Annotated in this window: 26 protein-coding genes and 1 pseudogene; 14 read left to right on the top strand and 13 right to left on the bottom strand. The window is 71.8% G+C overall.

Annotation, left to right across the window (positions count from 1 at the left end; translation table 11 throughout):
* Nucleotides 1-141 precede the first annotated feature (141 nt).
* From RM704_RS20245 to RM704_RS20235, 3 genes and pseudogenes are all read right to left on the bottom strand, one after another.
* On the bottom strand, nucleotides 142-432 hold the full coding sequence (locus tag RM704_RS20245; RefSeq protein WP_033531306.1) for a hypothetical protein: 291 nt from the start codon (nucleotides 430-432) through the stop codon (nucleotides 142-144).
* Between the two features lie 202 nt (nucleotides 433-634).
* Nucleotides 635-1,099: pseudogene (locus RM704_RS20240) on the bottom strand (dienelactone hydrolase family protein); the annotation flags it as partial.
* Between the two features lie 132 nt (nucleotides 1,100-1,231).
* A complete protein-coding gene (locus RM704_RS20235; protein ID WP_311590957.1) occupies nucleotides 1,232-1,951 on the bottom strand; it encodes a DUF6333 family protein in 720 nt (239 codons plus the stop codon).
* Between the two features lie 128 nt (nucleotides 1,952-2,079).
* Between RM704_RS20235 and RM704_RS20230 the strand changes: the two genes are divergently transcribed.
* The 5 genes from RM704_RS20230 to RM704_RS20210 all read left to right on the top strand — a co-directional run bounded on the left by RM704_RS20230 (nucleotide 2,080) and on the right by RM704_RS20210 (nucleotide 4,699).
* Nucleotides 2,080-3,060, top strand: a complete 981-nt coding sequence (locus tag RM704_RS20230; RefSeq protein WP_033531303.1) for a helix-turn-helix domain-containing protein — start codon at nucleotides 2,080-2,082, stop codon at nucleotides 3,058-3,060.
* Nucleotides 3,061-3,209: 149 nt separating this feature from the next.
* A complete protein-coding gene (locus RM704_RS20225) occupies nucleotides 3,210-3,590 on the top strand; it encodes a hypothetical protein (protein WP_033531302.1) in 381 nt (126 codons plus the stop codon).
* A gap of 12 nt (nucleotides 3,591-3,602) precedes the next feature.
* Nucleotides 3,603-3,968, top strand: a complete 366-nt coding sequence (locus tag RM704_RS20220) for a hypothetical protein (RefSeq protein ID WP_033531301.1) — start codon at nucleotides 3,603-3,605, stop codon at nucleotides 3,966-3,968.
* A 63-nt stretch (nucleotides 3,969-4,031) separates the two neighbouring features.
* Nucleotides 4,032-4,307: a hypothetical protein gene (locus RM704_RS20215; RefSeq protein WP_033531300.1), complete on the top strand. Its 276-nt coding sequence runs from the start codon at nucleotides 4,032-4,034 to the stop codon at nucleotides 4,305-4,307.
* Nucleotides 4,304-4,699 carry a hypothetical protein gene (locus RM704_RS20210; RefSeq protein ID WP_033531299.1) on the top strand — a complete coding sequence of 132 codons (396 nt, stop codon included), beginning with the start codon at nucleotides 4,304-4,306 and terminating at the stop codon, nucleotides 4,697-4,699. The genes RM704_RS20215 and RM704_RS20210 overlap by 4 nt, the downstream gene beginning before the upstream one ends.
* 55 nt (nucleotides 4,700-4,754) lie before the next feature.
* Here the strand turns inward: RM704_RS20210 and RM704_RS20205 are convergent, their stop codons facing one another.
* From RM704_RS20205 to RM704_RS20195, 3 genes are read right to left on the bottom strand one after another with little or no spacing between them, the layout of a single operon-like run.
* Complete coding sequence (locus tag RM704_RS20205; RefSeq protein WP_192829823.1) at nucleotides 4,755-5,552, bottom strand: sugar phosphate isomerase/epimerase family protein; 798 nt, start codon at nucleotides 5,550-5,552, stop codon at nucleotides 4,755-4,757.
* A gap of 38 nt (nucleotides 5,553-5,590) precedes the next feature.
* Nucleotides 5,591-6,745 carry a dihydrodipicolinate synthase family protein gene (locus RM704_RS20200; protein WP_033531297.1) on the bottom strand — a complete coding sequence of 385 codons (1,155 nt, stop codon included), beginning with the start codon at nucleotides 6,743-6,745 and terminating at the stop codon, nucleotides 5,591-5,593.
* On the bottom strand, nucleotides 6,742-7,899 hold the full coding sequence (locus tag RM704_RS20195) for a Gfo/Idh/MocA family protein (RefSeq protein WP_033531296.1): 1,158 nt from the start codon (nucleotides 7,897-7,899) through the stop codon (nucleotides 6,742-6,744). Before RM704_RS20195 ends, RM704_RS20200 begins: the two co-directional genes overlap by 4 nt.
* 237 nt (nucleotides 7,900-8,136) lie before the next feature.
* Between RM704_RS20195 and RM704_RS20190 the strand changes: the two genes are divergently transcribed.
* Entirely contained in the window at nucleotides 8,137-9,180 is a 1,044-nt protein-coding gene (locus RM704_RS20190) for a LacI family DNA-binding transcriptional regulator (RefSeq protein WP_033531295.1), read from the top strand.
* A gap of 622 nt (nucleotides 9,181-9,802) precedes the next feature.
* Here the strand turns inward: RM704_RS20190 and RM704_RS20185 are convergent.
* Nucleotides 9,803-10,198 (bottom strand): MmcQ/YjbR family DNA-binding protein, encoded by a 396-nt coding sequence (locus RM704_RS20185; RefSeq protein ID WP_033531294.1) that lies wholly within the window; start codon nucleotides 10,196-10,198, stop codon nucleotides 9,803-9,805.
* Nucleotides 10,195-10,590, bottom strand: a complete 396-nt coding sequence (locus RM704_RS20180; RefSeq protein ID WP_033531293.1) for an MmcQ/YjbR family DNA-binding protein — start codon at nucleotides 10,588-10,590, stop codon at nucleotides 10,195-10,197. Before RM704_RS20180 ends, RM704_RS20185 begins: the two co-directional genes overlap by 4 nt.
* A 270-nt stretch (nucleotides 10,591-10,860) precedes the next feature.
* On the opposite strand from RM704_RS20180, the gene RM704_RS20175 reads away from it, so the two are divergent.
* Complete coding sequence (locus RM704_RS20175) at nucleotides 10,861-11,706, top strand: helix-turn-helix domain-containing protein (RefSeq protein WP_311590954.1); 846 nt, start codon at nucleotides 10,861-10,863, stop codon at nucleotides 11,704-11,706.
* A 27-nt stretch (nucleotides 11,707-11,733) separates the two neighbouring features.
* Here the strand turns inward: RM704_RS20175 and RM704_RS20170 are convergent, their stop codons facing one another.
* Together RM704_RS20170 and RM704_RS20165 are read right to left on the bottom strand one after the other, a co-directional pair.
* Entirely contained in the window at nucleotides 11,734-12,759 is a 1,026-nt protein-coding gene (locus RM704_RS20170) for an alcohol dehydrogenase catalytic domain-containing protein (RefSeq protein WP_033531291.1), read from the bottom strand.
* A 57-nt stretch (nucleotides 12,760-12,816) separates the two neighbouring features.
* Nucleotides 12,817-14,253: a carboxylesterase family protein gene (locus tag RM704_RS20165; RefSeq protein ID WP_033531290.1), complete on the bottom strand. Its 1,437-nt coding sequence runs from the start codon at nucleotides 14,251-14,253 to the stop codon at nucleotides 12,817-12,819.
* Between the two features lie 354 nt (nucleotides 14,254-14,607).
* On the opposite strand from RM704_RS20165, the gene RM704_RS20160 reads away from it, so the two are divergent.
* The 7 genes from RM704_RS20160 (at nucleotide 14,608) to RM704_RS20130 (ending at nucleotide 20,932) form a co-directional block, all read left to right on the top strand.
* The gene (locus tag RM704_RS20160) at nucleotides 14,608-15,300 is read left to right on the top strand and encodes a hypothetical protein (protein WP_033531289.1); all 693 of its coding nucleotides are present in this window, start codon (nucleotides 14,608-14,610) and stop codon (nucleotides 15,298-15,300) included.
* Between the two features lie 96 nt (nucleotides 15,301-15,396).
* Nucleotides 15,397-15,609 (top strand): CsbD family protein, encoded by a 213-nt coding sequence (locus tag RM704_RS20155; protein WP_033531288.1) that lies wholly within the window; start codon nucleotides 15,397-15,399, stop codon nucleotides 15,607-15,609.
* 172 nt (nucleotides 15,610-15,781) lie between these two features.
* A complete protein-coding gene (locus RM704_RS20150) occupies nucleotides 15,782-16,777 on the top strand; it encodes an iron-containing redox enzyme family protein (protein ID WP_033531413.1) in 996 nt (331 codons plus the stop codon).
* Between the two features lie 107 nt (nucleotides 16,778-16,884).
* Nucleotides 16,885-17,169 carry a CDGSH iron-sulfur domain-containing protein gene (locus RM704_RS20145; RefSeq protein ID WP_311590952.1) on the top strand — a complete coding sequence of 95 codons (285 nt, stop codon included), beginning with the start codon at nucleotides 16,885-16,887 and terminating at the stop codon, nucleotides 17,167-17,169.
* Nucleotides 17,170-17,184: 15 nt separating this feature from the next.
* Nucleotides 17,185-18,711 carry an FAD-dependent oxidoreductase gene (locus RM704_RS20140; RefSeq protein ID WP_033531287.1) on the top strand — a complete coding sequence of 509 codons (1,527 nt, stop codon included), beginning with the start codon at nucleotides 17,185-17,187 and terminating at the stop codon, nucleotides 18,709-18,711.
* A 192-nt stretch (nucleotides 18,712-18,903) separates the two neighbouring features.
* Nucleotides 18,904-19,710 carry a sugar phosphate isomerase/epimerase family protein gene (locus tag RM704_RS20135; protein ID WP_033531286.1) on the top strand — a complete coding sequence of 269 codons (807 nt, stop codon included), beginning with the start codon at nucleotides 18,904-18,906 and terminating at the stop codon, nucleotides 19,708-19,710.
* Nucleotides 19,711-19,942: 232 nt separating this feature from the next.
* The gene (locus RM704_RS20130; protein ID WP_033531285.1) at nucleotides 19,943-20,932 is read left to right on the top strand and encodes an MHYT domain-containing protein; all 990 of its coding nucleotides are present in this window, start codon (nucleotides 19,943-19,945) and stop codon (nucleotides 20,930-20,932) included.
* 25 nt (nucleotides 20,933-20,957) lie between these two features.
* On the opposite strand, the gene RM704_RS20125 is transcribed toward RM704_RS20130, so the two are convergent.
* The 3 genes from RM704_RS20125 to aroA form a co-directional block, all read right to left on the bottom strand.
* The gene (locus tag RM704_RS20125; protein WP_033531284.1) at nucleotides 20,958-21,563 is read right to left on the bottom strand and encodes a sugar O-acetyltransferase; all 606 of its coding nucleotides are present in this window, start codon (nucleotides 21,561-21,563) and stop codon (nucleotides 20,958-20,960) included.
* Between the two features lie 76 nt (nucleotides 21,564-21,639).
* Entirely contained in the window at nucleotides 21,640-22,380 is a 741-nt protein-coding gene (locus RM704_RS20120) for a Type 1 glutamine amidotransferase-like domain-containing protein (protein ID WP_033531283.1), read from the bottom strand.
* Nucleotides 22,377-23,612: a 3-phosphoshikimate 1-carboxyvinyltransferase gene (gene aroA, locus RM704_RS20115; RefSeq protein WP_033531282.1), complete on the bottom strand. Its 1,236-nt coding sequence runs from the start codon at nucleotides 23,610-23,612 to the stop codon at nucleotides 22,377-22,379. The genes RM704_RS20120 and aroA overlap by 4 nt, the downstream gene beginning before the upstream one ends.
* Between the last annotated feature and the right edge of the window lie 49 nt (nucleotides 23,613-23,661).

Raw genomic sequence — 23,661 nt, 5'->3', positions numbered from 1 at the left:
TCAACGGAGCATCAATTGTGAGCAAGAAGTGGGCAGTTGATGTCGCCCACTGGCTCCGTCGGCCAAAGCGCGCCTCGTCAGGGACGTTCCCTCCGCCCGGCGAGCGGCTGCGCCGGGCGCCACAGGGGCCTCACAGGACTCTCACACGACCCGGCGGCCGTTGGACGTCTGGAGCGAGCCGAGGAACTCGATCGCCCGGCGGGTCAGGAGCGCGGCGGCGGCAGGGTCGTGGAAGGGCAGCGAGGCGTCCGCGAACAGGTGCTGGTCGCCGGGGTTGGAACTGCTCGCCAGGGATCGCGGATAAAGCCGGTTTAGCTCGATCGTGTGATGGTCGGCTCGCGGGCTTGTGGTGGTGTGGGCCGGTCGGGGTAGCGTCATCAGCGCGATCTGGGACGCCGGGTGCGGTGCCAGCGTGCGGGGCCCCTGCTCCACCAGCGAGATGGTTCAGGGCCTCCCCGTCGCCTCTGGCCGTAGCCACATGGCCAGGTCGTACAGGGAACTGGCCTCCCGGGACCGGACCATGCACGCGATGTGTGTCGCCGCCCCGGGGCTGAGTACGCCGGGGACCAGTGCGCCCAAGACCGTTCGGGGCGTGCCAGTGCGCGGACTCACTCCCGCTCACTGCCCAGGAACGGTAGAGGAACAGCTCCGCGTCGGCGCGAGCTGAGACGAGGTCGCGGGCGGCGTCGATGTCCTCGGCGAAGAACGGGTCGGCCTCCTTGGCGTGCACCTGCACCGGCACCCCGTCGGGCCACGCGGCGCCGAACTCCGAGACGGGGATGCAGGCGTCGAACAGGAGCGCGCCCCGCGCGCCCGCCCGCGTCTGCGCCAGTTTCTGCGCGGGCACCACGCCGAGCGAGAACCCCGCGTACACGGCGTCCCGCGGCAGCGGTTCTGCCGCGCGGACACCGCGCTCGGTGATCTCGCCGAACCCGACCTGCCGCACGTAACCCATGCCCTCCTCGACGGAGCCGAACGTGCGCCCCTCGAAGAGGTCGGGTGTGTGCACGGTGTGGCCCGCCGCGCGGAGTTCGTCGGCGAAGGCGACGACTCCGGAGGTCAGCCCCTGGGAGTGATGGAACAGTACGACCTCTGTCATGCCCCGACCCCTTGCCTCGTGTTGCCTCGTGTTGCCCCGTGAGTGGCGAATGATCCGCCACCCTAGGACGCCCCACTGACATCCGCGGTCGGCCGCACCGGGAGCGCGGTCGCGCACTGTGTGGGCGCCCCGTCAGCCTTCGACGAAGTACAGCTCCTCCATCGTCGACGTGGCGAACTCGGTGTGCCGTACGCGGAAGGCCGTGGTGTGGAGCTGTCGGCGCCCCCAGGGGTCGGACTCGGCCAGGGCCAGGGCGGCGAGGTCGGCCCAGGGGATGTCGGCCGGGTCCTCCTCGTCGAGGCCGAGGTCCGCCAGCTTCTCGGCGGGGATGCCGAGGGCGGAGGCGACGGCGGCCGGATCGCCGGTCACCTCGAACGGCTCGTCCCCGGCCCAGCCCGCGGCGTGGAACATGGTTCCGTCGGGCAGCCAGACGAGGTCCTCGGTGTGGGAAGCCCCGCCATGGAAGTCGACACGGCCGACGATGCGTGCGTCCGGGTACCACTCACGCAGCGAACGCGCCTCGGACAGCAGCGGGTTGTCGTCGCCGGCGTCGGCCAGCGCCGGATCGCTGAAGCCGAGGACGTGGCCCCACACGGCGGCCTGTACGACGTCCAGGTCGGTCCGCACGTACGGGTAGGGCACGTCCAGGACGGACCGGGGGCCGAGGTCCTCCAGGATCTCGTCGACGGTGCCGAAGGACGCGGCGAACTCAGCCGCCCGAGCGGGGTCGTTGGCGGGAAGCGCGCCCGCGTCGACGTCGAACGGCGGGAGGAGGACGGTGAGGTTGCAGTGGCCCATGGAGCCGCGCACCACACGGTCGGGCGGGAGGGTCCAGAAGCTGTCGTCGGTCATGCGGGCCACCGTAGAGGGTGTGGTGGGGGTGCTTCGGGAGTGCTTCGGGGGTGCTGTGCCAGGATGCGGTGAATGAGCACCGACAAGCTCACCGAGTGGACGGGCGAGCTGACCCAGGGGGGACCCGCGTGATCGGAACCGTGTTCCGGAGCGATGACCTGCCCGCGGAGCACCGGTTCGACTACTGGCGGGAGTTGATGCACCGGGCGATCGCGCCCAGCGAGATGCGCTGCGAGTTCGCCGACGACTTCTGGGCGCGGCAGCGGCTGATGGAGCTGGGCCCGGTGCTGGTGTGGCCGACGGCGCATCTGGCGACCGGGTTCCGGCGTACCGAGAAGCTGGTGCGGAGGTCCGACCCGGAGATGTACCACCTGTCGCTGGTGCTCGGCGGCGGGCTGGGGTTCGAGCATGTGGGGCGGACAGAGGCGTACGGCCCGAGCGACCTGTGGCTGAGCGACTCGTCGCGGCCGTACGAGGTGCACGCGCCGGCCGGTCCGGGGCGTCAGGTGATCTGGGGTGTCGGCCTGGACTTCCCCAAGGCGCTGCTGCCGCTGCCGACCGCGCGGGTCCGGCCGTTGCTGGGGCGGCGGCTGGCGGCGACGGACGGGGTGGGCGCGCTGCTGACCGGGTTCCTCACCGGTCTGGAGCAGCAGGCCGACTCCCTCCAGCCGTCCGACGCGCCACGCCTGGGCACCGTCCTGGTGGACCTGCTGTCCGCCTGGTTCGCGCGGGTGCTGGAGGCGGAGGACGCGTTGCCGCCGGAGACGCGGGAGCGGGCGCTGACGACGCGGATACGGGCGTTCATCCGGCAGAACCTGCACGACCCTGAACTGACACCGCCGGTGATAGCCGCGGCGCACCACATCTCGCTGAGCTATCTGCACCGGCTGTTCCAGGAGGACGTCCCCGGGGAGACGGTGGCGGCCTGGATCCGCAGCCAGCGTCTCGAAGGCGCCCGCCGCGACCTGGCCGACCCCGGCCTCGCCACCACCCCCGTCCACACCATCGCCACCCGCTGGGGCCTGGTGCGCGCCTCCGACTTCACACGGGCGTTCCGGGGGGCGTACGGGGTGTCGCCGACGGAGTACCGGGCGCGGGAGGTGCGGTAGACGCGACGGCAAGACGCCTGTGGACGGGCAGCCAACGACAGCCTCAAGGCTGGTCACGCATGCTGACCGGGCGGTTCTCGCGCAACCCCTGACCAGGAAAGCGAGTCACACGTCGTGATCGACCCGCCCCCCTGACCCGAAGGACGCCCATGCTCACCTCCCACTTCTCGCGCACCGAGTGGTGGATCGCCGCCGCCGTGGCCGGGGTCGCGTTGGCCACGGCGTTGGCGTCGCTGATACCCGCGAGGAAGGACTGGTGGAAGGCCGTCCTGCCCGTCCTGGCGGCGGCCGTCTTCGTGGGACTGACGGTTCCGGCCGAGGAGGCCGACGGGGATCCCGTCTCCCTGATGCTGTTCACGGCCGTCGCGCTCTGCCTGGCGCTCATGCGTGTCGTCTTCGCCGGTCACATCAGGCGGCAGCAGGAGCGGGCGCGTTCGGGCCGGCCGTGGGAGAGACTGACCACCAGGCAGACCGTCGTCTTCTTCCTCGCCTTCACCGCGGTCGTGGCGCTCATGGCCGGATTTCTGTAGGAGGTGTGGACGATGGGGACGCTGCGGATCGCCGCCGCCGTGGCCGGCGTCGCCCTGGCGGTGGTGTTCGCGTCGCTGTTCCCCGGCACGCGGAGGGGCAAGTGGGAGACGGTCCTGCTCGTCCTGGCCGTGGCCGCCTACGCGGCCCTGCGGGGGCTGCCCGAGGACGAGGACGGGGATCCCCGCACCGCCCTGCTGTTGTTCATCGGCGTCGCGATCTACTTCGCCCTCATGCGCGTCAGCTTCGCCGGATGGTTCAGACGCCAGGAGGAGCTGGTCCGACTGGGCCGCCCCATCGAGAAGCTGAAGGCCAGGCACTACACGGTCATGCTCCTCGGCATCGTGGCGAGCATGGCCGTCGTGATCCCCCTCCGGTAAGCCCTCGTGACCTCCCCTTTTGACGGCAGCACGTTCTAATAAAAGTTTTGCTAGATTGGGCGTGTGAGTGACCACACCTACGGGCCCGGCGAGGGCCCGACCAAGTCCGTCTCGGTCTCCGTCCACGAGGGCACCATCGCGGCCCTCCGCTCCCGCGTCGGCAAGCGCGGCATCTCCGCCTACGTGGAGGCCGCGATTCAGCGGCAGATCGAGCGGGACCAGCTCGACGAACTCATCGCCGCGAACGAGGACATGCACGGCCCCCTCACCCAGGAGGAGATCGACGCGGCCGAGCGCGAGATGTTCGGCGAAGGCCGGGGCGACCGGGCGGTGGCGTGAGCGGGACCTGGGTTCTCGACAGTGAGGCCCTCTCCCTGTACCTGCGGGCCGACCGGACGATGACCGCTCGGCTCGCCGCCGCCCGTAAGCGGGACGTCCGGGTGGTCACCAGCGCGGCGACCATCGTCGAGGCCGACCCACAAGGCGCACACGGCGCCCGCCTCTCCTGGGCTCTCTCCAGGCTCGTAGTGGAGCCGGTCACCAAGGAGACCGCCAGAGAGGCCGTCGCGCGGATGAAGGACAGCGGCAGGAGCGGCGGGCACAAGTACGCCCTGGACGCGATCGTCGCCGCCACCGCCCGCGCGGCACAGCCCCCCGTGACCGTCCTGACCTCCGACCTCGACGATCTCAAGCCGCTCTGCGGCAAGCTGGTCGAGGTCAGAGAAGTCTGACTCTGACCCGGGGTGGCGGGCCGGGTGTCGTTCCCCCCAGCCCGACACCCGGAGGTCACGCCGCGTGCTCCACGAAGCGCCGAGCCGTCTGCGCGAGCAGTTCGCGGCCGTCGCCCGCCCACAGGTCGTCGTTGAAGAGTTCGACCTCGATGGGGCCCGTGTAGCCGGCCGCCTCGACGTAGGACTTCCACTCGCGCATGTCGATCGCGCCGTCACCGATCTGGCCCCGGCCCGTCAGCACGCCCTGGGGCAACGGGGTGATCCAGTCGGCGAGTTGGAAGGTGTGGATGCGGCCGGAGGCACCCGCGCGGGCGATCGCCGCCGGGGCCGTGTCGTCCCACCAGATGTGGTACGTGTCCACGGTCACGCCCACCTGCTCCGCCGGGAAGCGTTCCGCGATGTCCAGCGCCTGCGACAGCGTCGACACCACGCAGCGGTCCGAGGCGAACATGGGGTGCAGGGGCTCGATCGCGAGACGGACGCCGTTCGACGCCGCGTACGGGCCCAGGTCCGCCAGCGCGTCCGCGATGCGCTCGCGCGCTCCGTGCAGGTCCTTCGAACCGGCCGGGAGGCCGCCCGAGACCAGGACCAGCGTGTCCGTGCCGAGCGTCGCCGCCTCGTCGATCGCCTTGCGGTTGTCGGCCAGGGCCGCCGCCCGCTCGGCCGGGTCGATCGCCGTGAAGAAGCCGCCCCGGCAGAGGGTGGTGACCGCGAGGCCCGCGTCGCGGACCAGCTTGGCCGTCGCCTCCAGGCCGTACTCGGCCACCGGCTCGCGCCACAGGCCCACGCCCGGGATGCCCAACTCGGTGCAGCCGTCGACCAGTTCGGGCATCGACAGCTGCTTGACCGTCATCTGGTTGATGCTGAAGCGCTCAAGTCCGGTTCCGGTGCTCACTGGTCCACTCCGTACAGGGAGAGCAGGTTCCTCATCCGGGCCTCCGCGAGCGCCGGGTCCGGGAACAGGCCCAGGCCGTCGGCGAGTTCGTAGGCACGGGCGAAGTGCGGGAGGGAGCGGGCCGACTGGAGGCCGCCGACCATCGTGAAGTGGGACTGGTGTCCGGCCAGCCACGCCAGGAAGACCACGCCCGTCTTGTAGAAGCGGGTCGGGGTCTGGAAGAGGTGGCGGGACAGCTCGACGGTCGGGTCCAGGAGCTCCCGGAAGCCCTTCACGTCACCCGTGTCCAGGACACGCACCGCCTCGGCCGCCAGCGGGCCCAGCGGGTCGAAGATGCCGAGCAGCGCGTGGCTGAAGCCCTTCTCGTCGCCCGCGATCAGCTCGGGGTAGTTGAAGTCGTCGCCCGTGTAGCAGCGGACACCCTGCGGGAGCCGGCGACGGATGTCGACCTCGCGCTGCGCGTCCAGCAGCGAGACCTTGATGCCGTCGACCTTGTCGGGGTGCGCCGCGATGACCGCGAGGAAGGTCTCCGTGGCCGCGTCGAGGTCCGACGAGCCCCAGTAGCCCTCCAGCGCCGGGTCGAACATGGGGCCCAGCCAGTGCAGGACGACCGGCTCGGCGGCCTGCCGGAGCAGGTGGCCGTAGACCTCGAGGTAGTCCTCGGGGGCCTGCGCGGCGGCGGCCAGCGCGCGCGAGGCCATCAGGATCGCCTGGGCGCCCGACTCCTCGACGAGCGCCAGCTGCTCCTCGTACGCCTTACGGATCTCCGGCAGGGAGACGGGGCCCGTGAGCTGGTCGGTGCCGACGCCGCAGGCGATCCGGCCGCCGACCGCCTTCGCCTCGGCGGCGCTGCGGCGGATCAGCTCCGCCGCGCCCGCCCAGTCGAGGCCCATGCCGCGCTGCGCGGTGTCCATCGCCTCCGCGACACCCAGGCCGTGCGACCACAGGTGACGGCGGAAGGCGAGGGTGGCGTCCCAGTCGACGGCGGCGGGCGAGTCCGGGGACACGTCCGCGAAGGGGTCCGCGACGACGTGCGCCGCCGAGAAGACCGTACGGGAGGTGAGGGGGGTGCCCGGGGACACCGCCAGGGGTTCGGTACGGGGGGTGTAGGCCTTGAAACCGCCGTTCCCGTCCGGGAGTTGGATCGTCACAGCTGGATCTCCGGTACGTCGAGACGGACGCCCTCGGCGGAGGACTTCAGGCCCAGTTCGGCGAGCTGGACGCCACGGGCGCCGGCCAGCAGGTCCCAGTGGTAGGGCGCGTCGGCGTAGACGTGCTTGAAGAACAGCTCCCACTGCGCCTTGAAGCCGTTGTCGAACTCGGCGTTGTCGGGCACCTCCTGCCACTGGTCGCGGAAGGAGTAGGTGGCGGGGATGTCGGGGTTCCACACCGGCTTGGGGGTGGCGGAGCGGTGCTGGACCCGGCAGTTGCGCAGGCCCGCGACCGCCGAACCCTCCGTGCCGTCGACCTGGAACTCCACCAGCTCGTCGCGGTTGACGCGGACGGCCCAGGAGGAGTTGATCTGGGCGATCGCGCCGCCGTCCAGCTCGAAGATGCCGTACGCGGCGTCGTCGGCGGTGGCGTCGTAGGGCTTGTCCTGCTCGTCCCAGCGCTGCGGGATGTGCGTGGCGGTGAGCGCCTGGACGGACTTCACACGGCCGAACAGCTCGTGCAGCACGTACTCCCAGTGCGGGAACATGTCGACGACGATGCCGCCGCCGTCCTCCGCGCGGTAGTTCCAGGAGGGGCGCTGGGCCTCCTGCCAGTCGCCCTCGAAGACCCAGTAGCCGAACTCGCCCCGGATGGAGAGGATGCGGCCGAAGAAGCCGCCGTCGATGAGGCGCTTCAGCTTCAGCAGGCCCGGGAGGAACAGCTTGTCCTGGACGACGCCGTGCTTGATGCCGGCGGCGTTCGCGAGCCGGGCCAGCTCCAGGGCGCCGTCGAGGCCGGTGGCGGTCGGCTTCTCGGTGTAGATGTGCTTGCCCGCCGCGATCGCCTTCTTGATCGCCTCTTCGCGGGCCGAGGTGACCTGGGCGTCGAAGTAGATCTCGACGGTCGGGTCCGCGAGGACCGCGTCGACGTCGGTGGAGACGTTCGCCGGGTCCAGACCGTGCTGCTCGGCGAGCGCCTTGAGCGCGTGCTCGCGGCGGCCGACGAGGATCGGCTCCGGCCACAGCACGGTGCCGTCGCCGAGGTCGAGACCGCCCTGCTCGCGGATGGCGAGGATCGAGCGGACGAGGTGCTGGCGGTAGCCCATGCGTCCCGTCACGCCGTTCATGGCGATCCGTACGGTTCTGCGTGTCACGGCCGGTCCTTTCGTTGGTGTGCGTTCGTTTGTGCGTACGCGTCGGGCGCCGCGTACGCCCGACGAAAGGGTGAGCGTCACAGCAAGCGCTTTCTATCCAATGAGAAGCTAGCCTCTGAGCAGCGGTCTGGACAAGACCGCGAGGGGGTCGAGTTGTTCGAGGGGGCGAACGGCGATCGCGGTCGTATGGTTCCCCGACAGCCCGAACGAGACGCGCACCCGGAGGACGAGAAAACGATGACTGTGACCCTGGCGGACGTGGCGGCCCGTGCGCAGGTGTCGCCGGCGACCGTCTCCCGGGTGCTCAACGGGAACTATCCGGTGGCGGCGTCCACGCGCGAGCGGGTACTGAAGGCCGTCGACGAGCTGGACTACGTCCTCAACGGCCCCGCGAGCGCGCTCGCCGCCGCCACCTCCGACCTGGTCGGCATCCTGGTGAACGACATCGCCGACCCCTTCTTCGGGATCATGGCCGCGGCCATCCAGTCCGAGATCGGCGGGCCGGGCGGGCGCGCGGGCGGGGAGCGGCTGGGCGTGGTGTGCAACACCGGCGGCTCCCCGGAGCGCGAGCTGACGTACCTCACGCTGTTGCAGCGGCAGCGGGCCGCCGCCGTGGTGCTGACCGGTGGGGCCATCGAGGACCCGGCACACCTGGCCGCCGTCGGCAACAAGCTGCGGAAGCTGGCGGAGGCCGGGACGCGTGTGGTGCTGTGCGGGAGACCGCCCACGCCGGAGGCCATCGCGATCACGTTCGACAACCGGGGCGGCGGTCAGCTGCTCACCGAGCATCTGATCGGGCTGGGCCACCGGCGCCTCGGGTACATCGCCGGGCCGGAGGAGCGGACGACGACCCGCCACCGGCTGGAGGGGCATCGCGCGGCGCTGGCGGCGGCCGGCATCGAGGACGACCCCAGATGGACCGTCTACGGCCGCTACGACCGGCTCTCCGGGTACGAGGCGACGCTGGAGCTGTTGCGCCGGGATCCCTCCCTGACGGCCGTGGTCGCCGCCAACGACACGGTGGCGCTGGGGGCTTGCGCGGCCCTCCGGGACTCCGGGCTGCGCATCCCGGACGACGTGTCCGTGGCCGGGTTCGACGACCTGCCCTTCAGCATCGACGCGGTGCCGGCGTTGACGACGGTGCGGTTGCCACTGTCGGACGCGGGGGCCCGGGCCGGCCGGATCGCCATGGGGCGCGAGGAGCCGCCGCCGGGCGGGATCGCCACCGTGCGGGGGGAGTTGATGGTGCGGGGGTCCAGTGGGGTGCCGCGGGAGGGGTGAGGGTTGAGGTCGGTCTCTGGGATGGGGGCTGAGGTCGGGGGTCTGGCTGTCGGGGGTCTGACTGTCGGGGGTCTGACTGTCGGGGTCGGGCGGAGGGCTGGCGGGGGTCTGTCTTTTGTCGGCGGTGGCTGGCGGTGGGGGCTCTCGGGTGAGGGCACCCGGGTAGGGACCTGACGGTGAGAGCCTGGCGGTGAGGGCCTGGCGGGTGGCTCCGGGGGCGGCCCGGTCGCGAGTTCGGTGCGCTTCGGGGTTCCGGGGGGAGTCGAGTTGTCGGCAGGGGTTTTGTATCGCCCGGCGCCTGGCGCTCGTCGCCCATCCCGAGCCCGGCCTCTCTGCCCGGGCCGAGGCGCCTGCGTCGGGCAGTGCTGGACCGCCCTCGGGGTGAGGGCCCCGGCGGTGTCCTCAGGAAGGGCGGCTCGGGTCCCGGGTGGCTCGGGTCCCGGGTGGCTCGGGTCCCGGGCGGGCGCGTGGTCCTCGGGGTGGGCGGCGCCTACGTTCTCCTCGATGTGCTGGACGCTGTGGGCGGGTGGACGCTGCGGGTGGTTGAGTCGGTGAACTCGCCGTTCTGAAAGCCAACTCCCGCTTCCCGACGACGGGTGGTGGTCCCACAGGACGGTGGGACTCAGCCGTTCGCGGAAGGGTGCGGCGATCGTCGGACGGCGGGGCGGTCGCGTCGCGGTGGCCGCTCGGCGACCAGGTCGTAGGAATCCTCGACCGCGTCGGTGATCAGCCGCTCGGTGACACCGGGGCCCGGTCCCAGTGAGATCCAGTGGCGTTTGTCGAGGTAGCGGCCCGGGGTGATCGAGGCGTGGCCGCGCTCCAGTGCGCGCGCGTGCTCGGGCTCGCACTTGACCGTGATGATCTGTTCGTCCGGGTCGTCGGTGACGATCAGGAACACCTTGCCCGCGACCTTGTACACGTCGAGTCCCGAGCTGAAGGGGTATCCGTGGCTGACGTCGGGCAGAGCCAGGGCCGCCCGGCGGGCGGTGTCCTGGAGCCGGTCACCGGCCGCGGTCACCGGGGTGCCCGCGTGCCGGTGCCGTAGGTGTGCGGGTCGACAGGCCGCTCGGCCTTGGGCAGATGGGCGACGACGAGCCGGTAGGAGTCGGTGACGAGCTCCCTGACGAGCTCCTCGTCGACGCCTTCTCCGCTCTCCAGGGTGATCCAGTGCTTCTTGTTCATGTGGTAGCCGGGGGTGATGTGGCTGTACTGCTCCCGCAGGGCGTGGGCCTCGTCGGGGTCCGCCTTGAGGATCACCACGGGGCGTCCCGGGACCTCGGTCATCAGCATGAACACCTTGCCGCCCACCTTGTAGACCTCCCAGGCGGGGCCGAAGGGATGCTCCAGCCGGGCTCCGGGGAGTTCCTCCGCGCAGTCGGCGGCGGTCGTGTGCAGGGCCGATCCGTTCATGGGGCGTTGCCTTCCTCAGGTGGTGACGGACTGTGGCATCAAAGGGCCATCGAAGGACCATCGAAGGACGCGGAGGGCGTGCGGTCGCGTGGGCGCACGGTCGCGGCGGTACGTCCCATCCTTCCGTCGAAGCCGGCCAGAAGGGCTGTAGGCTGCGGACACGTGATGGTCGACAAGCGACACCCCGGCCCGAACGGAACCCCGGCCGGACCACCCGCGGTCCCGCTCTACGGTTTCCAGCCCCCGGTCGGTACTCCCTACGGCCTTGAGGTGAGTACCGTCGAGGATTTCTTCGCCCAGCACGACGACTGGCCGTGGAACCCGCCCCGTCCGGGCCGTGCCACCTTCCACTACCTCATCGCGGTCACCGAGGGTGAACTGCGGCACGACGTCGACCACGTCACGCGGACCGTCACCCCCGGCCAGTGGCTGTGGGTGCGTCCCGGGCACGCGCAGTGCTGGCATCCGCCCGGCGCGGCCCGCGGCCCGTTCATCCTGTTCGAACCGGACGTGCTGCGGCCCGACCTCGCCCGTCTCCTGGCCCCGCTCACCGCGCACGACGCCCCTGCCGTGCTCAGCCCGCACCCCGACGACACCGTCTGGCTCCAGCAGACGGCACTCCAGCTCCTGGACGAACACCGCGCACTGGGGCGCCGCCCCCTCGCCGTCCACCACGCCCTGCGGCGCAGCCTGCTCGAATCGCTGCTGCTGCGCCTGGCCGACTCCCCGGACATCGCCCCCATCGGCACGGCCACGGCCGGCACGGGCCGCGCCGACAGGTACGGACGCTTCCTGGACGCCTTGGAGCTGCACTTTCGCGAACTGCACCAAGCCGCGGACTACGCCGACCTGCTCGGCTGCTCGGTCCGCACCCTCAGCCGCGCCGCCCGGGACGCCACCGGCAAGGGAGTACGCGAACTCATCGACGAGCGGCGCCTCCTGGAAGCCCGGCGCCTGCTGGGAGGTGCCCGATGGGACGCCCGGGCCGTGGCCGCCCACCTCGGCTTCACCGATCCCGCGAACTTCGGCCGCTTCTTCCGTGACCGGACCGGCCTCACCCCGGCCGCCTTCGCGGCCGGCGAGGCCGCAACCGTCCCGCCTCCCCTCCCAGGTTGACGAATCTCGGTGGTTTCCGGCCGGGTCTCAGTCGTCGAGGACGACGACGTGCTTGCCCGGCGTGGTGCCGGACTCGACATCGGCCTGGGCGTCACGGACCTGTTCCAGGCCGTGGTGGACCTTCGCGACCGGGACGTTGAGGCGCCCTGCGGCGATGGCCTGGAGCTGGCGGGCGAAGACGTCGGCCGGAAGGTCGGCGGCCTGACCCCCGTAGGACGTCAGCCGCACCCCGCCCGGGATCATGAACGGGCTGAAATCGGGGATCGTCCACTGGCCCGCCAGGGCTCCGGTGAAGCAGACCGTGCCGTGCCGGCGGACGGTGCGGAGGGTGTCGGCGAGGACCGAGCAGCCCACCAGCTCCAGTACGGCGTCGACGCCCTCCGGCATCAGCTCGCGCACCTCATTGGCGATCGTGCCGCTGTCGACGAGGGGATGGTCGACGCCCGCCGCCCGCAGATCCCCGGCCCTCTCCGGGCTGCGGGTGGTGGACAGCACGGTGGCTCCGATGCCCTTCGCGATCGTGGCCGCGCTCAGCCCGACCGTGGAGGTGCCGCCGCGGATCAGCAGCGTCTGCCCGGCCTTCAGGTCCAGGCCGGTGGTCAGCGATCCGTAGGCGGTCTGGAACATCTCGGGCAGCGCACCGACGACCTCCCACGGCAGGCCCGTCTCGAAGGGGATGACCTGCGCCGCGGGGACGGTCACGTACTGGGCGTACGCGCCGTCGTACGAGCGGCCCATGCCGCCCATCATCGTGGCCACCTGCTGTCCCGGCCGCAGCTCGCTGTTCTCGTCGGCCTCATCGACCACGCCGACGCCCTCGATGCCGGGCACCCGCGGGTAGGTGACCTCCGCGTCCGACTCCCCTTTGCGGGTGGTGACCTCTGACTCGTTGACGCCGAACGCCTTCACCCTGATCCGCACCCAGCCGGGCTTGCGTACCGGCACCGGCACATCCCTGATCTCCAGTGCGTCCAGGCCGCCGGGCCGGGTGACGACGACGGCCCGCATCGTCCCCGGTGCGGTGTCACCGCCCGCTGCTGTCGGTTGGCTCATGTCGCGTTCCTTACTCTGCTCGCCCCTGGTGCGCTGTTCCCGATCGCCCGGTGAAGATCAGGGGCGGGCGATGTTCTCGAACAGGTCGAGGACCGCCTGGTAGTGAGCGCTGGGTTCGTAGGGAGGGTTGCCGACGCTCCCCGAGGTGGGCCGGTCGGTGACCGCGGGCCACAGGCGGCCCTGCTCGCCGGTGACGAAGTCGAGCACGATGTCGCGGACACGCGTGTCACGACCGGCCTGCTCGGGGCTGCGGCCCGGCTGTTCCTGGCCGACCAGGGCGTACATCTCGGTGCCGTGCACGGCGGGCGCACCCTCGGCGGGCCCGATCGCCAGGAGATGGGCGTTGCCGCCCGCGGCGGCGTGGGCCAGAGCGCCGCGGGCTGCGGGGAGCGTGAAGATGTAGTCCGTCAGGGCCGCGGCGCGGACCTCGACGGGGGTGCGGCCGCCCTGGTCGTAGGTGTCGACGATCTTCCTGGCGCGGGAGCGGGGTATGCGCCACCCCGCGAATTCGTCCGTGACGCGGTCGACGGTGTGCGGGTCGAACCGGTCGAGGTCGTTCGCCACCCACCAGCCCATCTCGTCGCTGGCCGTGCTCAGGAGGACGTCGGTGTCCCGGTGCGAGCCCGAGGCCAGGACGTCCAGGGGGTGGGCGTGCAGCACCGCGCCGGGCTGTTCGGAGTCCATGACGACGCCGAGGCTCTGGTTGTCCCTCCCGCCGCGGACTCCGATATCCGTCGGACAGACCTTGTGCAGGGCGGCCACCAAGGAGGCCGCGTCGAGATCGATCAGCTTGTCGGGGTTGCCCGCGACACCGAGTTCGGTGACGAACCGCTCCGCGAGCTCCTCGGCCCACCAGGCCGGGACGAGACGCGAGGGCGCGCCGGAGAACCCGGCCAGCCGCCGGTACAGACCGTCCGCGGAGGAGGCCCCGAGCAGCCCGAGGGTCAGGTAGGCGCCGGCGCTGTGGCCGAAGACGGTGACGTGGTCGGGATCGCCACCGAAGGAGGCGATGTTCCGCTTGATCCAGGTGAGGGCGGCGATGACGTCCTGCAGACCCAGGTTGCTCGCCTCGGCGAGCCGCCCGCCGTACTGCGACAGCGAGAGCGCGCCCAGTGCGCCGAGCCGGTAGTTGACCGACACGCTCACCACACGCCCCGACGCGGCCAGACCGGCGGCGTTCGAGGTGGTCTGCGTGTTCGCGCCGTACTCGAATCCGCCGCCATGGATGTACACGGCCACCGGCAGCGTCTTTCCGGCCGGTTGCTCGGGGGCCCACACGTTCAGGTTCAGGCAGTCCTCGCCCATCCCGCTGTCCGCTCCGAGCCAGTCGCCGCTGTCGGGCTGGACGGAGACGACGCCCTTGCGGTCGTAGGGGCGGTCCGGATCGAAGTCCGCGACCACGGGGCGACGGTAGCGCTCGGCGGTGGCGAACGGGATTCCCCACCAGGAGCGCACCCCTGGTGCGGTCGGAGCCTTGGGCGCTGTCGCGGTCATGGCGTGAGATTCCCTCCGGTGCGGTTCGGGGTGGTTCGCGCGGCGCGGCGGCGGCTGATCGCTCGCGGTGACGCTCTCCAAGCATTCCCCGCACTCCGGTGAATCGCCGGGCGGACAGCGGTCACCCGGTGGTCACCAGGTGACACTTCTCAGGCACGGCTCCGCGGCCAGATGGGCTTCGGTGGTGTGGCACGGGGTGTTCGGTGGTGGCACGGGGGCTTCGGTGGTGGCACGGGGGCTTCGGTGGTGGCACGGGGGCTTCGGTGGTGGCACGGGGTGTTCGGTGGTCGCCCGGCGCTGGTAGCGTCGCTCTCTTCTCCGGCGCGGCCGGACGGAGTCCCGTCAGGTACGTCATTGGCCCACCTCCCGACCGACCTCCCGCACCGGCGGCTCCAGGACGCGCTCGACGCCCTGGACGCGACCTTCGCCCCGCTCGCCAAGTCCTCGGCCCCCGTGGGCGGTTGCACCCACTGCTACACCGAGGCCGAACTCGAGGTCCTGGCCGGTCCCGTGGGCGAGGTGCCGGACGAGCTGATGTACTCCGTCGCCCACCAGGGGCCCGACCATTGGGACGACTTCCCCGGCCTGTACCGCCGGTTGACGCCCCGTACCGTCCGCCTCCTCGTCGCCGACGGACTCGACCACGGCCTGGTCGCCTCCCGGCTGCTCGCCGCCCGGTGGCGCGACTGGCCCGTGGCGGAGCGGAGGGCGCTGGAGGAGGTCTGGCACACCTGGTGGCGGGCGGTCCTGCACTCCCGTCCGAGCGTCGGACACGTCACGGACGTGCTGGAGACGCTCTCCGCCTCGACGGGAACCCTCGCGCCGTGGCTCGCCGTCTGGGCCGGGACCCGTACCGAGGCGGCGGACCTGCACCTCGGCGACGCGCTCGACCGGTGGCTCGTCGAGGACGGGCTCGCCGAGCTCAGCCTCGGCTTCTACGGCGAGGTGCACGCCACGCCGGAGCTGCTGCCCTGGCTCCTGTCCCTGGAGGACGGCCGCATCGGTGCCGCCCAGCTGACGGAGGTCGAGCGGATCTCGTTCGGCTGAGCACGGGCTTTCACGGAGCGTGACGCTTCGACGCGCGAGGGTCACCGGTCCGCCGTACGTTGGGCGTGAAAGTCACCCCCCACCAAGGAGGAAACCATGGCTGCCAAGGACAAGGGCAACATGGACAAGATCAAGGGCAAGGCCAAGGAGATGACCGGGAAGGTCACCGGCGACCGCAGCCAGCAGGCCGAGGGCAAGATGCAGCAGGCGCGCGGCGAGGCCAAGAAGATGAAGGGCAAGGCGCAGGACCGCACGCAGGAGCGCACCACCCGGGAGCCGCAGCGGTCGGCGCGACGCCCCGGCATGTGACGCCGACGCACGAGCGCGGCTGACGGCCGGGGCCGCCGCCACTGGGCGGTGCCCGGCGGTCCGCCGCCCGTCGTCTCGCGGTAGCGGAGTGGAAGGGGGCTCCCCTGTGACGGGGAGCCCCCTTCGCTTGTCGGACGGTGAGTAGCTCATGGTTCACGGGTACTCGGCGCGCATGGAGACCCAGGTGGCAGGGCCGGTGTTGCCGGAGAGCAGGGGGACGGTTTCGGATGCCGTCACGCGGTTTCTGCGGGGGGCGGGGCCGCCGCCCGGGAGCCGGGAGATCGCCGGGGCCGACCCCTTCGGCGACGACCTCCAGCTCGCCCTCTACCTCTGCTACGAACTGCACTACCGGGGCTTCGCCGACGTCGACGCCGACCTCGAATGGGATCCCGAGCTGCTGCGCTGCCGGGCGGCCCTGGAGTGGCAGTTCCTCGAAAGCCTGCGCGACCGGGCGACCCGGCACGTGAGTGCCCGGGAGGCCTTGGACGAGCTGCTGGTGGAGCCGCCGGACGGCGACGGGGGCGGAGTCGGCGACTTCCTCCAGGACGAGGGCGAGCTGTGGCAGGTGCGCGAGTACGCGGCGCAGCGTTCCCTCTACCACCTGAAGGAGGCCGACCCGCACGCCTGGGTGCTGCCCCGTCTGTGGGGGCGGGCCAAGGCGGGCATGGCCGCCGTCGAGTTCGACGAGTTCGGCGGGGGCCGCGCCGAACGGGTGCACGCGCGTCTCTTCGCCGACCTCATGACGGACCTGGGGCTCGACCCGACGTACGGCCGGTACGTGGACGCCGCCGGTGCCGAGGCGATCGCCCTGGTGAACCTGATGTCCCTCTTCGGCCTGCACCGGTCCTTGCGCGGCGCCCTGGTCGGGCACTTCGCGACGGTCGAGATCACCTCCTCCCCCGGCTCCCGCCGGCTCGCCCGCGCCATGCGGCGGACCGGCGCCGGCCCGGCCGCCGAGCACTTCTACGACGAGCACGTGGAGGCCGACGCCGTGCACGAGCAGGTCGTACGACGGGAGGTCGTCGCCGGGCTGCTGGAGGAGGAACCACAGCTGGACGCCGACGTCGCCTTCGGCGTCGACGCCACCAACCACCTGGAGGACGCCCTCGCCGACCGCCTCCTCGGCGCGTGGCGAGCGGGCCGGTCGTCGCTCCGTACGCCGGTCTGAGAAGGAGTTGGAGGAGGGGGTCCGAGGGGGAGTCCGAGGGGGTCCGAGGAAGGGCGGCCTGCCGGTCCGCGAGGCCGTCGACGAGAGGGAAGAGCTGGTGATCACAGGTGCCGAACGATCCTGCCGAACGCCGCCGCGTCACACTGCAACGCCCCGGCCCCCTGCTGGTCGAGGGACCGGTCGAGGTCACCTTGGAGGACGGTACGACCGTGTCGTCGGACCGCTTCTGCGTGGCCCTGTGCACCTGCCGCCGCAGCCGCATCCCCCCGTGGTGCGACACCAGCCACCGGCGCCGGGCCACCGCCGGTGACCGCGGGCCCACCACCGGGCCCGAGACCCCCGCCACGGCCCCGGCCGAGGAACCCCGCCGCACCCAGCCGCCGTCCGCCTGAAGGGACCCGTGAGTCATGCAGCAGAAGCAGCCGGAGCAGAAGTCGTACTGGATCGAGAGCGCGCCGCAGGAGGGCGCGTACCCGGCACTGGACGGGGAGCTGGTCGTCGACGTGGCGGTGGTGGGGGCGGGGATCGCGGGGATCAGTACGGCGTGGGAGCTGGCGCGGCGGGGGCGGCGGGTTGCCCTGCTGGAGGCGGACCGGGTCGCCGCCGGCGTCACCGGGCACACGACCGCCAAGGTGACCGCCTTGCACACGCTGATCTACGACCGGCTGCGCCGGACCCGGGGCACCGAGGCCGCCGCGCTGTACGCGCGGTCGCAGACCGAGGCGATCCGGCATGCCGCCGAGGTGGTGGAGGAGCTGGGGATCGCCTGCGACTGGGAGGACGCGGCGTCCTTCACCTACGCCGAGGACGAGGGCGGGGTGGCGGAGCTGCGGGCCGAGGCGGAGGCGGCGCGCGAGGCCGGGCTGCCCGCCGAGTTCGTGACGGAGACGGGGCTGCCGTTCCCGGTCGCGGGGGCGGTACGGGTGGCGGAGCAGGCACAGTTCCACCCCCGTCGGTATCTGCTCGCCCTGGTCGACGATCTGGTGCGGCTGGGCGCGGCGGTGCACGAGGGGACGCGGGTGGTGCGGCTCAAGGAGGGGGCGCCGTGCCGGCTGACGACCGACACGGGGGCCACCGTGACCGCCGAGGACGTCGTGGTCGCCACGCACTACCCCGTGTTCGACCGGGCGCTGCTCTTCACCCGGCTGTCCGCGCGCCGCGAACTCGTCCTCGCCGCGCCGATCCCGGCCGACGCCGACCCGCACGGCATGTACATCACGCAGGAGCAGCGGACCCGTTCGGTGCGGACCGCCCCGTACGACGAGGGGCGGCGGCTGCTGATCGTCACCGGGGAGCACTTCTCCCCGGGCACCGCCGAGGTCGACGAACGGTTCGGTCTGCTGGCGGACTGGGCCACCGAACGCTTCGGCCCTCTCGACTTCACCCACCGCTGGGCCACCCAGGACAACGACTCCACCGACTCCGTCCCCCTCGTCGGGCCCTTCCACGCGGGCAGCCGGCACACCTGGGTGGCGACGGGGTTCGGCGGCTGGGGCATGAGCGGCGGCATCATGGCCGGGCGGTTGCTGGCCGAGCAGATCACCGGGCACAAGTCGCCGTGGAGCGACCTGTACGACCCGCGCCGGGTGCTCAGCGCGATGCGGGAGGCACCGAGTTTCCTCAAGCACCAGGCGCAGGTGGCCCGGCACTTCGTCGGCGACCGGATCGGCGCGGCCGGGGGCGGCTCCGTGGAGGCCATCGCCCCCGGGGACGGCGCGGTCGTCCGGCTCGGCGGCCATCCGTGCGCGGTCCACCGCGACGAGGCCGGCTCCCTCCACGCCGTCTCCGCCCGCTGCACCCACATGGGCTGCCTGGTCGGCTTCAACCGCGCCGAACGCACCTGGGAGTGCCCCTGCCACGGCTCCCGCTTCGACACCGAGGGCCGCATCGTCCAGGGCCCGGCGACGAAGCCGCTGGAGCGGCGGGACATCTGAGGTGACGGGGCCTCCGGGGCGGCGGGACACCTGGGGCGGCGGGGCACCTGGGAACCTGACCGGCCAGGTCCGGCGGTCGGGGCCGTGGACGGGGCGGACCCCGCGGTCGACGGCTCGGCCCGCCCCGGCGGGGTCCCACACCGCCCAGGCGGGGTCCCACACCGCCCCGGCCAACGTGTACGGTCCGAAGGCATGAAACTCGCGTTCTCCACCCTCGGTGTCCCCGGTCTCCCCATCGCCGATGTCGTACGACTCGCCGCGACGCACGGCTACCACGGCGTCGAACTGCGCGCCCACCCCGAGGAGCCGGTGCATCCCGGCATCGGGGCCGACGAACGGGCCGAGGTCGCGGCCGAGTTCAAGGGGGCCGGCGTGGAGATCCTGGGGGTCGCCGGGTACGCGCGGGTCGCCGCGCCGGGTGAGGACGGTCCCGTGCTGGACGAGATCCGCGCCCTCCTCGACCTGGCCCGGGACCTGGGCGCCCCCTTCGTCCGGGTCTTCCCCGGCGCCGACCCGGCCGGCGGCCAGAGCGCCGAGGAGGCCGACGCGATCGCGGCCCGGCGGCTGGGCACGGCGGCGGAGGACGCGGCCGACCGGGGCGTACGCGTCCTGCTGGAGACGCACGACTCGCACCGCACGGGCGCCGACGCGATCCGGGTGCTCGGTCCGGTCGGCCACGGCAGCGTCGGAGCGCTCTGGGACGTGATGCACACCTGGCTCGGCGGCGAACAGCCCGCCGAGTCCTACGCCGCCCTCTCCCCCTTCCTCGGCTACGTCCAGGTCAAGGACATCGCCTCCGCCGAGGACACCACCCCGCTCGCGCTCGGCGCGGGGGTCCTCCCGCTCGGCGAGTGCGTCGAACTCCTCTCCCGCAAGGACTGGGACGGGTGGCTGTGCTGGGAGTACGAGAAGCGGTGGTACGAGAAGGCCACGCCGCTTGGGGAGCTGCTGGCGGCCGGACGGGAGCACCTCGGGCGGCTCCTCAACGACGCGGCGTAACAACGACCACTCGCAGTAAAACAATGGCCTGAGCTTGAGAAATCAAGCTCAGGCCTTGTGCGTCATGGCTTTTGACCACGAATCAGTATCGAGCCGCCCAAAGCCGATCGCCCCGTGAACAGGTACCGACAGTAACTCTTGGAAAACGGAGCGCTGCAGTACGCGCTTGCAGCAGACTTGCCTCCCTCAACCAGCCATGCGCAACTAGCCATGTATCGGGGGGATTTGGCATATGCAAGGCACGGTCGACGGTTTCAGTTACGGTGCGGTCACGCCGGTGGCCGCCTACGTCATGGCCTGCCTGGGCGCCGCGCTCGGCCTGCGCTGCGTGGTCAGGTCGGTCTACAACGAGCGGTCCTGGAAGCCCGGTTGGCTGGCCCTGGGGGCCGCGAGCATCGGCTGCGGCATCTGGACGATGCACTTCATCGCGATGGTCGGCTTCCGGGTGAAGGAGAGTCCGATCCGCTACGACGTCGGGCTGACGGTGCTGAGCCTCGCCGTCGCCGTCACCGTCGTCGGCATCGGGGTGTTCGCCGTGGGCTACCGCGGCGTCAGCACGTCCACCCTCTGCGCGGCGGGATCCGTCACGGGCCTCGGCGTGGCCGCCATGCACTATCTGGGCATGGCCGCCATCCAGTTGAACGGCTACATCCAGTACGACATCCTCGTCGTCGCCCTCTCCGTCGGCATCGCCATCGTCGCCGCGACCGCCGCGCTCTGGGCGGCCGTGTCGATCCGGGGCTTCCTGACCAGTCTCGGGGCCAGCCTGGTGATGGGGGTCGCCGTGTCCGGCATGCACTACACCGGGATGGCCGCGGTGGGGGTCCACCTCCACGGCACGACCGGCGGCACGTTCACCGGCGAATCACCCACGACGATCCTCCTGCCCATGCTGATCGGCCCGGTCATCTTCCTGCTCCTCGCGGGCGTCGTCGTGATGTTCGACCCGATGCTCGTCCTGGGCGAGGGCGAATGGGACCGCACGGCCGGCCGACAGCAGGACCGACAGCAGGACCGGGAACGGGATCGGGATCGGGATCGGGATCGGGAATGGAATCAGGCCCGGGAACGGCCGGAACCCCGCCGGCCCTGGGGGGCCGACCGCCCCGACGTGCCGCTCCAGCACCCCGACGACTCCTCCCCCGCGTCCCTCTTCGAACCGCAGGCCCGCCGCCCCCGGGAGCAGCCGCAGGGCGCGGGGCGGCGCGTCCAGGAGTGGTGAGGCGGGCCGGCCGACCGGAAGAGCCCTAACGCCCGGGAGCGGCGCGGGTGGTGAGGTCCTCGTCCGTGATGGCGCGGACCACCCGGCACGGTGTGCCGAGCGCGACGGTCATCGGCGGAATGTCGCGGCTGACGACGCTGCCGGCGCCGATGACCGAGCCGTAGCCGATCCGCACGCCGGGCAGGACCACCACGTTGCTGCCGATCCACACCTTGTCCTCGATCACGATCGGCTCGGAGAACCGCCCGAAGTCCTTGCGGCGCGAGGGGTGCACCGGGTGCCCCGTCGTGGTCAGCGTCACGCTGGGAGCGATCATGACATCGTTGCCTATGTGGATGTCCACGTCGTCGACGAACGTCAGGTTCACGTTCCCGAAGAAGTCGTCACCGATGTGGACGTTGCTGCCGAAGCCCGCGTGGAACGGCGGCAGCAGCACCGTGCGTTCACCGATCGACGCGAAGATCTCGACGAGCAGCGCGCGACGCCTCTCCGCCTCGCCCGGTGGAGTCCGGTTGTACTCGAAGATCTGGTCCGTACGCCGCCGGGGCGCCAGAAAGGCCGCTTCGGACTCGGTGTAGACGAGCCCCTCGGCGATCCGCGCCAGAACGTCTTCCTCACGAGAACCCGACACCGCGGGAGTCTCCCTTCCTCGTAGTCCTGGTAGTCCTGCAAGTGACGCGTAGTGCTGCCAGTGATGCGTAGGGCTGTTACCGACGTGGCTCGGGCAGGAGACGGGGTGTCACTCGTTCCTCCACCGCCGTGTCGCCCTCGCGCCGGACCATGTACGCCCCCTTGCCCGGGAGTTCGGCGACCGCCTCCACCAGGCGCGTGCCCCGGTAGACGAGCCCGACGCCGTCGTCCGTGCAGTGGGTCTCCGGGAGCGTGCCGTCGGCGACGAGGCTGTGGACGAGGGGGCGGCGGCCCGCGTCGCTGTCGTAGTGGACGCCGTTGCCGTACGGGAGGTACGCCAACGCGTCCGTCACCGGGCGGAGTCGGGGGCCGAAGGAGTCCGTGGTCCCGCCCTGGAACCAGCAGATGGAGCCCGCGCTGACACCGCTCAGGACGACGCCGGACCGCCAGGCCCGGCGGAGTATCCGGTCGAGGCCGTGGACGCGCCAGACGGCCAGCAGGTTGGCGACCGAGCCGCCCATGACCCAGACGACGTCCTGTGCGAGGACGGCCGACTCGATGTCCTCGATGTTGGGCATCGGGAAGAGCGCGAGCGGGGTCAGGTCGAAGCCCGCGACCCGCGCGGCCTCACTCATGCGCGCGGTCATGTGCTCGGAGTCACCGATCGCCGTCCCGACGTACATGACCTTCGGCCGCCGCCCGTTCACTCCCGACAGTTCCACGGCGTGGTGCACGAGCGAATGGAAGGTCACCCGGGTGCGGTCACCGATGCGGTGGCCGCCCGAGGTCGCGACGATGGTGGGCTCGGAGGCGGTCATGCCCCGGAGCGTAGCGGGAGCGCCTCGAACGCCTCATGGAAGGCCGGGAACGTCTTGCGTACGCACTCCGGGTCGTCGAAGGTAATGCCCGGGGTGCGCAGCCCGGTCACGGCGAAGGACATGACGATGCGGTGGTCGCCGTGGGTCCTGATCTCCGTGCCCCGGGGGGTGCCGGGGCGGATCTCGATCCAGTCGGCGCCGGTCGTCACGTGCACGCCCATGCGGCGGAGGTTCTCCGCGCAGGCCTCCAGGCGGTCGCACTCCTTCACCCGGGTGTTGGCCACGTCCTCGATCCGCACCGGCCCCGAGGCGAAGGGGGCGATCGCGGCGAGGGTCGGCATGGTGTCGGAGATGTCCCGCATATTGACGGTGACACCGTCGAGTCGCCCGGTGCCGGTCACCGTCGTACGGTCGTCGCCCACCTCCACCCGCGCGCCCATCCGCCGCAGCACCTCGACGAAGCCCAGGTCCCCCTGGAGCGCGCCCGCACCGAGACCCGGCACGGTCACCTCGCCGCCGGTGAGGGCGGCGGCCGCGAAGAAGTAACTGGCGGTGGAGGCGTCGGGTTCGATCGGGTAGGTGGTCGCCCGATAGCCGCCCGGCGGGACGACGTACGTGTCCTCCTCCCGGCCGACCTCCACGCCGAACGCCCGCATCATCGCGATCGTGATCTCCACGTACGGCACGGAGACCAGGTTGGTGACGGTGACGCGGAGGCCGGTGCGGGTAAGCGGGCCGAGCAGGAGCAGCGCGGTCAGGTACTGGGAGGACTGGCCGGCGTCCAGCACCACCTCGCCGCCGTCGACGCCGTTCGCCGTGACCGTGAGCGGGTGGTGGCCCTCCGCCTCCTCGTGCCGCAGGTCCACGCCGAGGTCGCGCAGGGCGCGGGTGAGCGGCAGCAGGGGGCGGCGGCGCATCTGGGCGGAGGCGTCGAACCGGTAGGTGCCGTGGCCGGCGGCGGCGAGGGTCGGCAGGAAACGGGCGGTGGTGGCGCCGTCCCTGCAGTACACGTCCGCCTCCGGGAGCGCGGGGCCCTGCGGGCGGCCGTCGACCTGCCAGGTGTCCGGGGTGCGGCCGACCCGGTAACCGAGGCGGACCAGGCCCTCCGCGAAGCCCTCCGTGTCGTCGGACCTCAAGGGGCGTACGAGGGTGGTGACGCCGTCGGCGGCCGCCGCGAGGAAGAGGGCGCGGGCGGTGAGGGATTTGGAACCGGGGATGTCGACGGGGGGCATGCGGGTCATGGTGAACCGTGGGGTGGGGTGGGTGTGGATGTGTCCGGGG

It is taken from the genome of Streptomyces gottesmaniae (assembly GCF_031845845.1).
GTDB classification, from domain to species: Bacteria; Actinomycetota; Actinomycetes; order Streptomycetales; family Streptomycetaceae; genus Streptomyces; species Streptomyces akebiae.
This window is presented reverse-complemented; position numbering and strand designations above follow the sequence as displayed.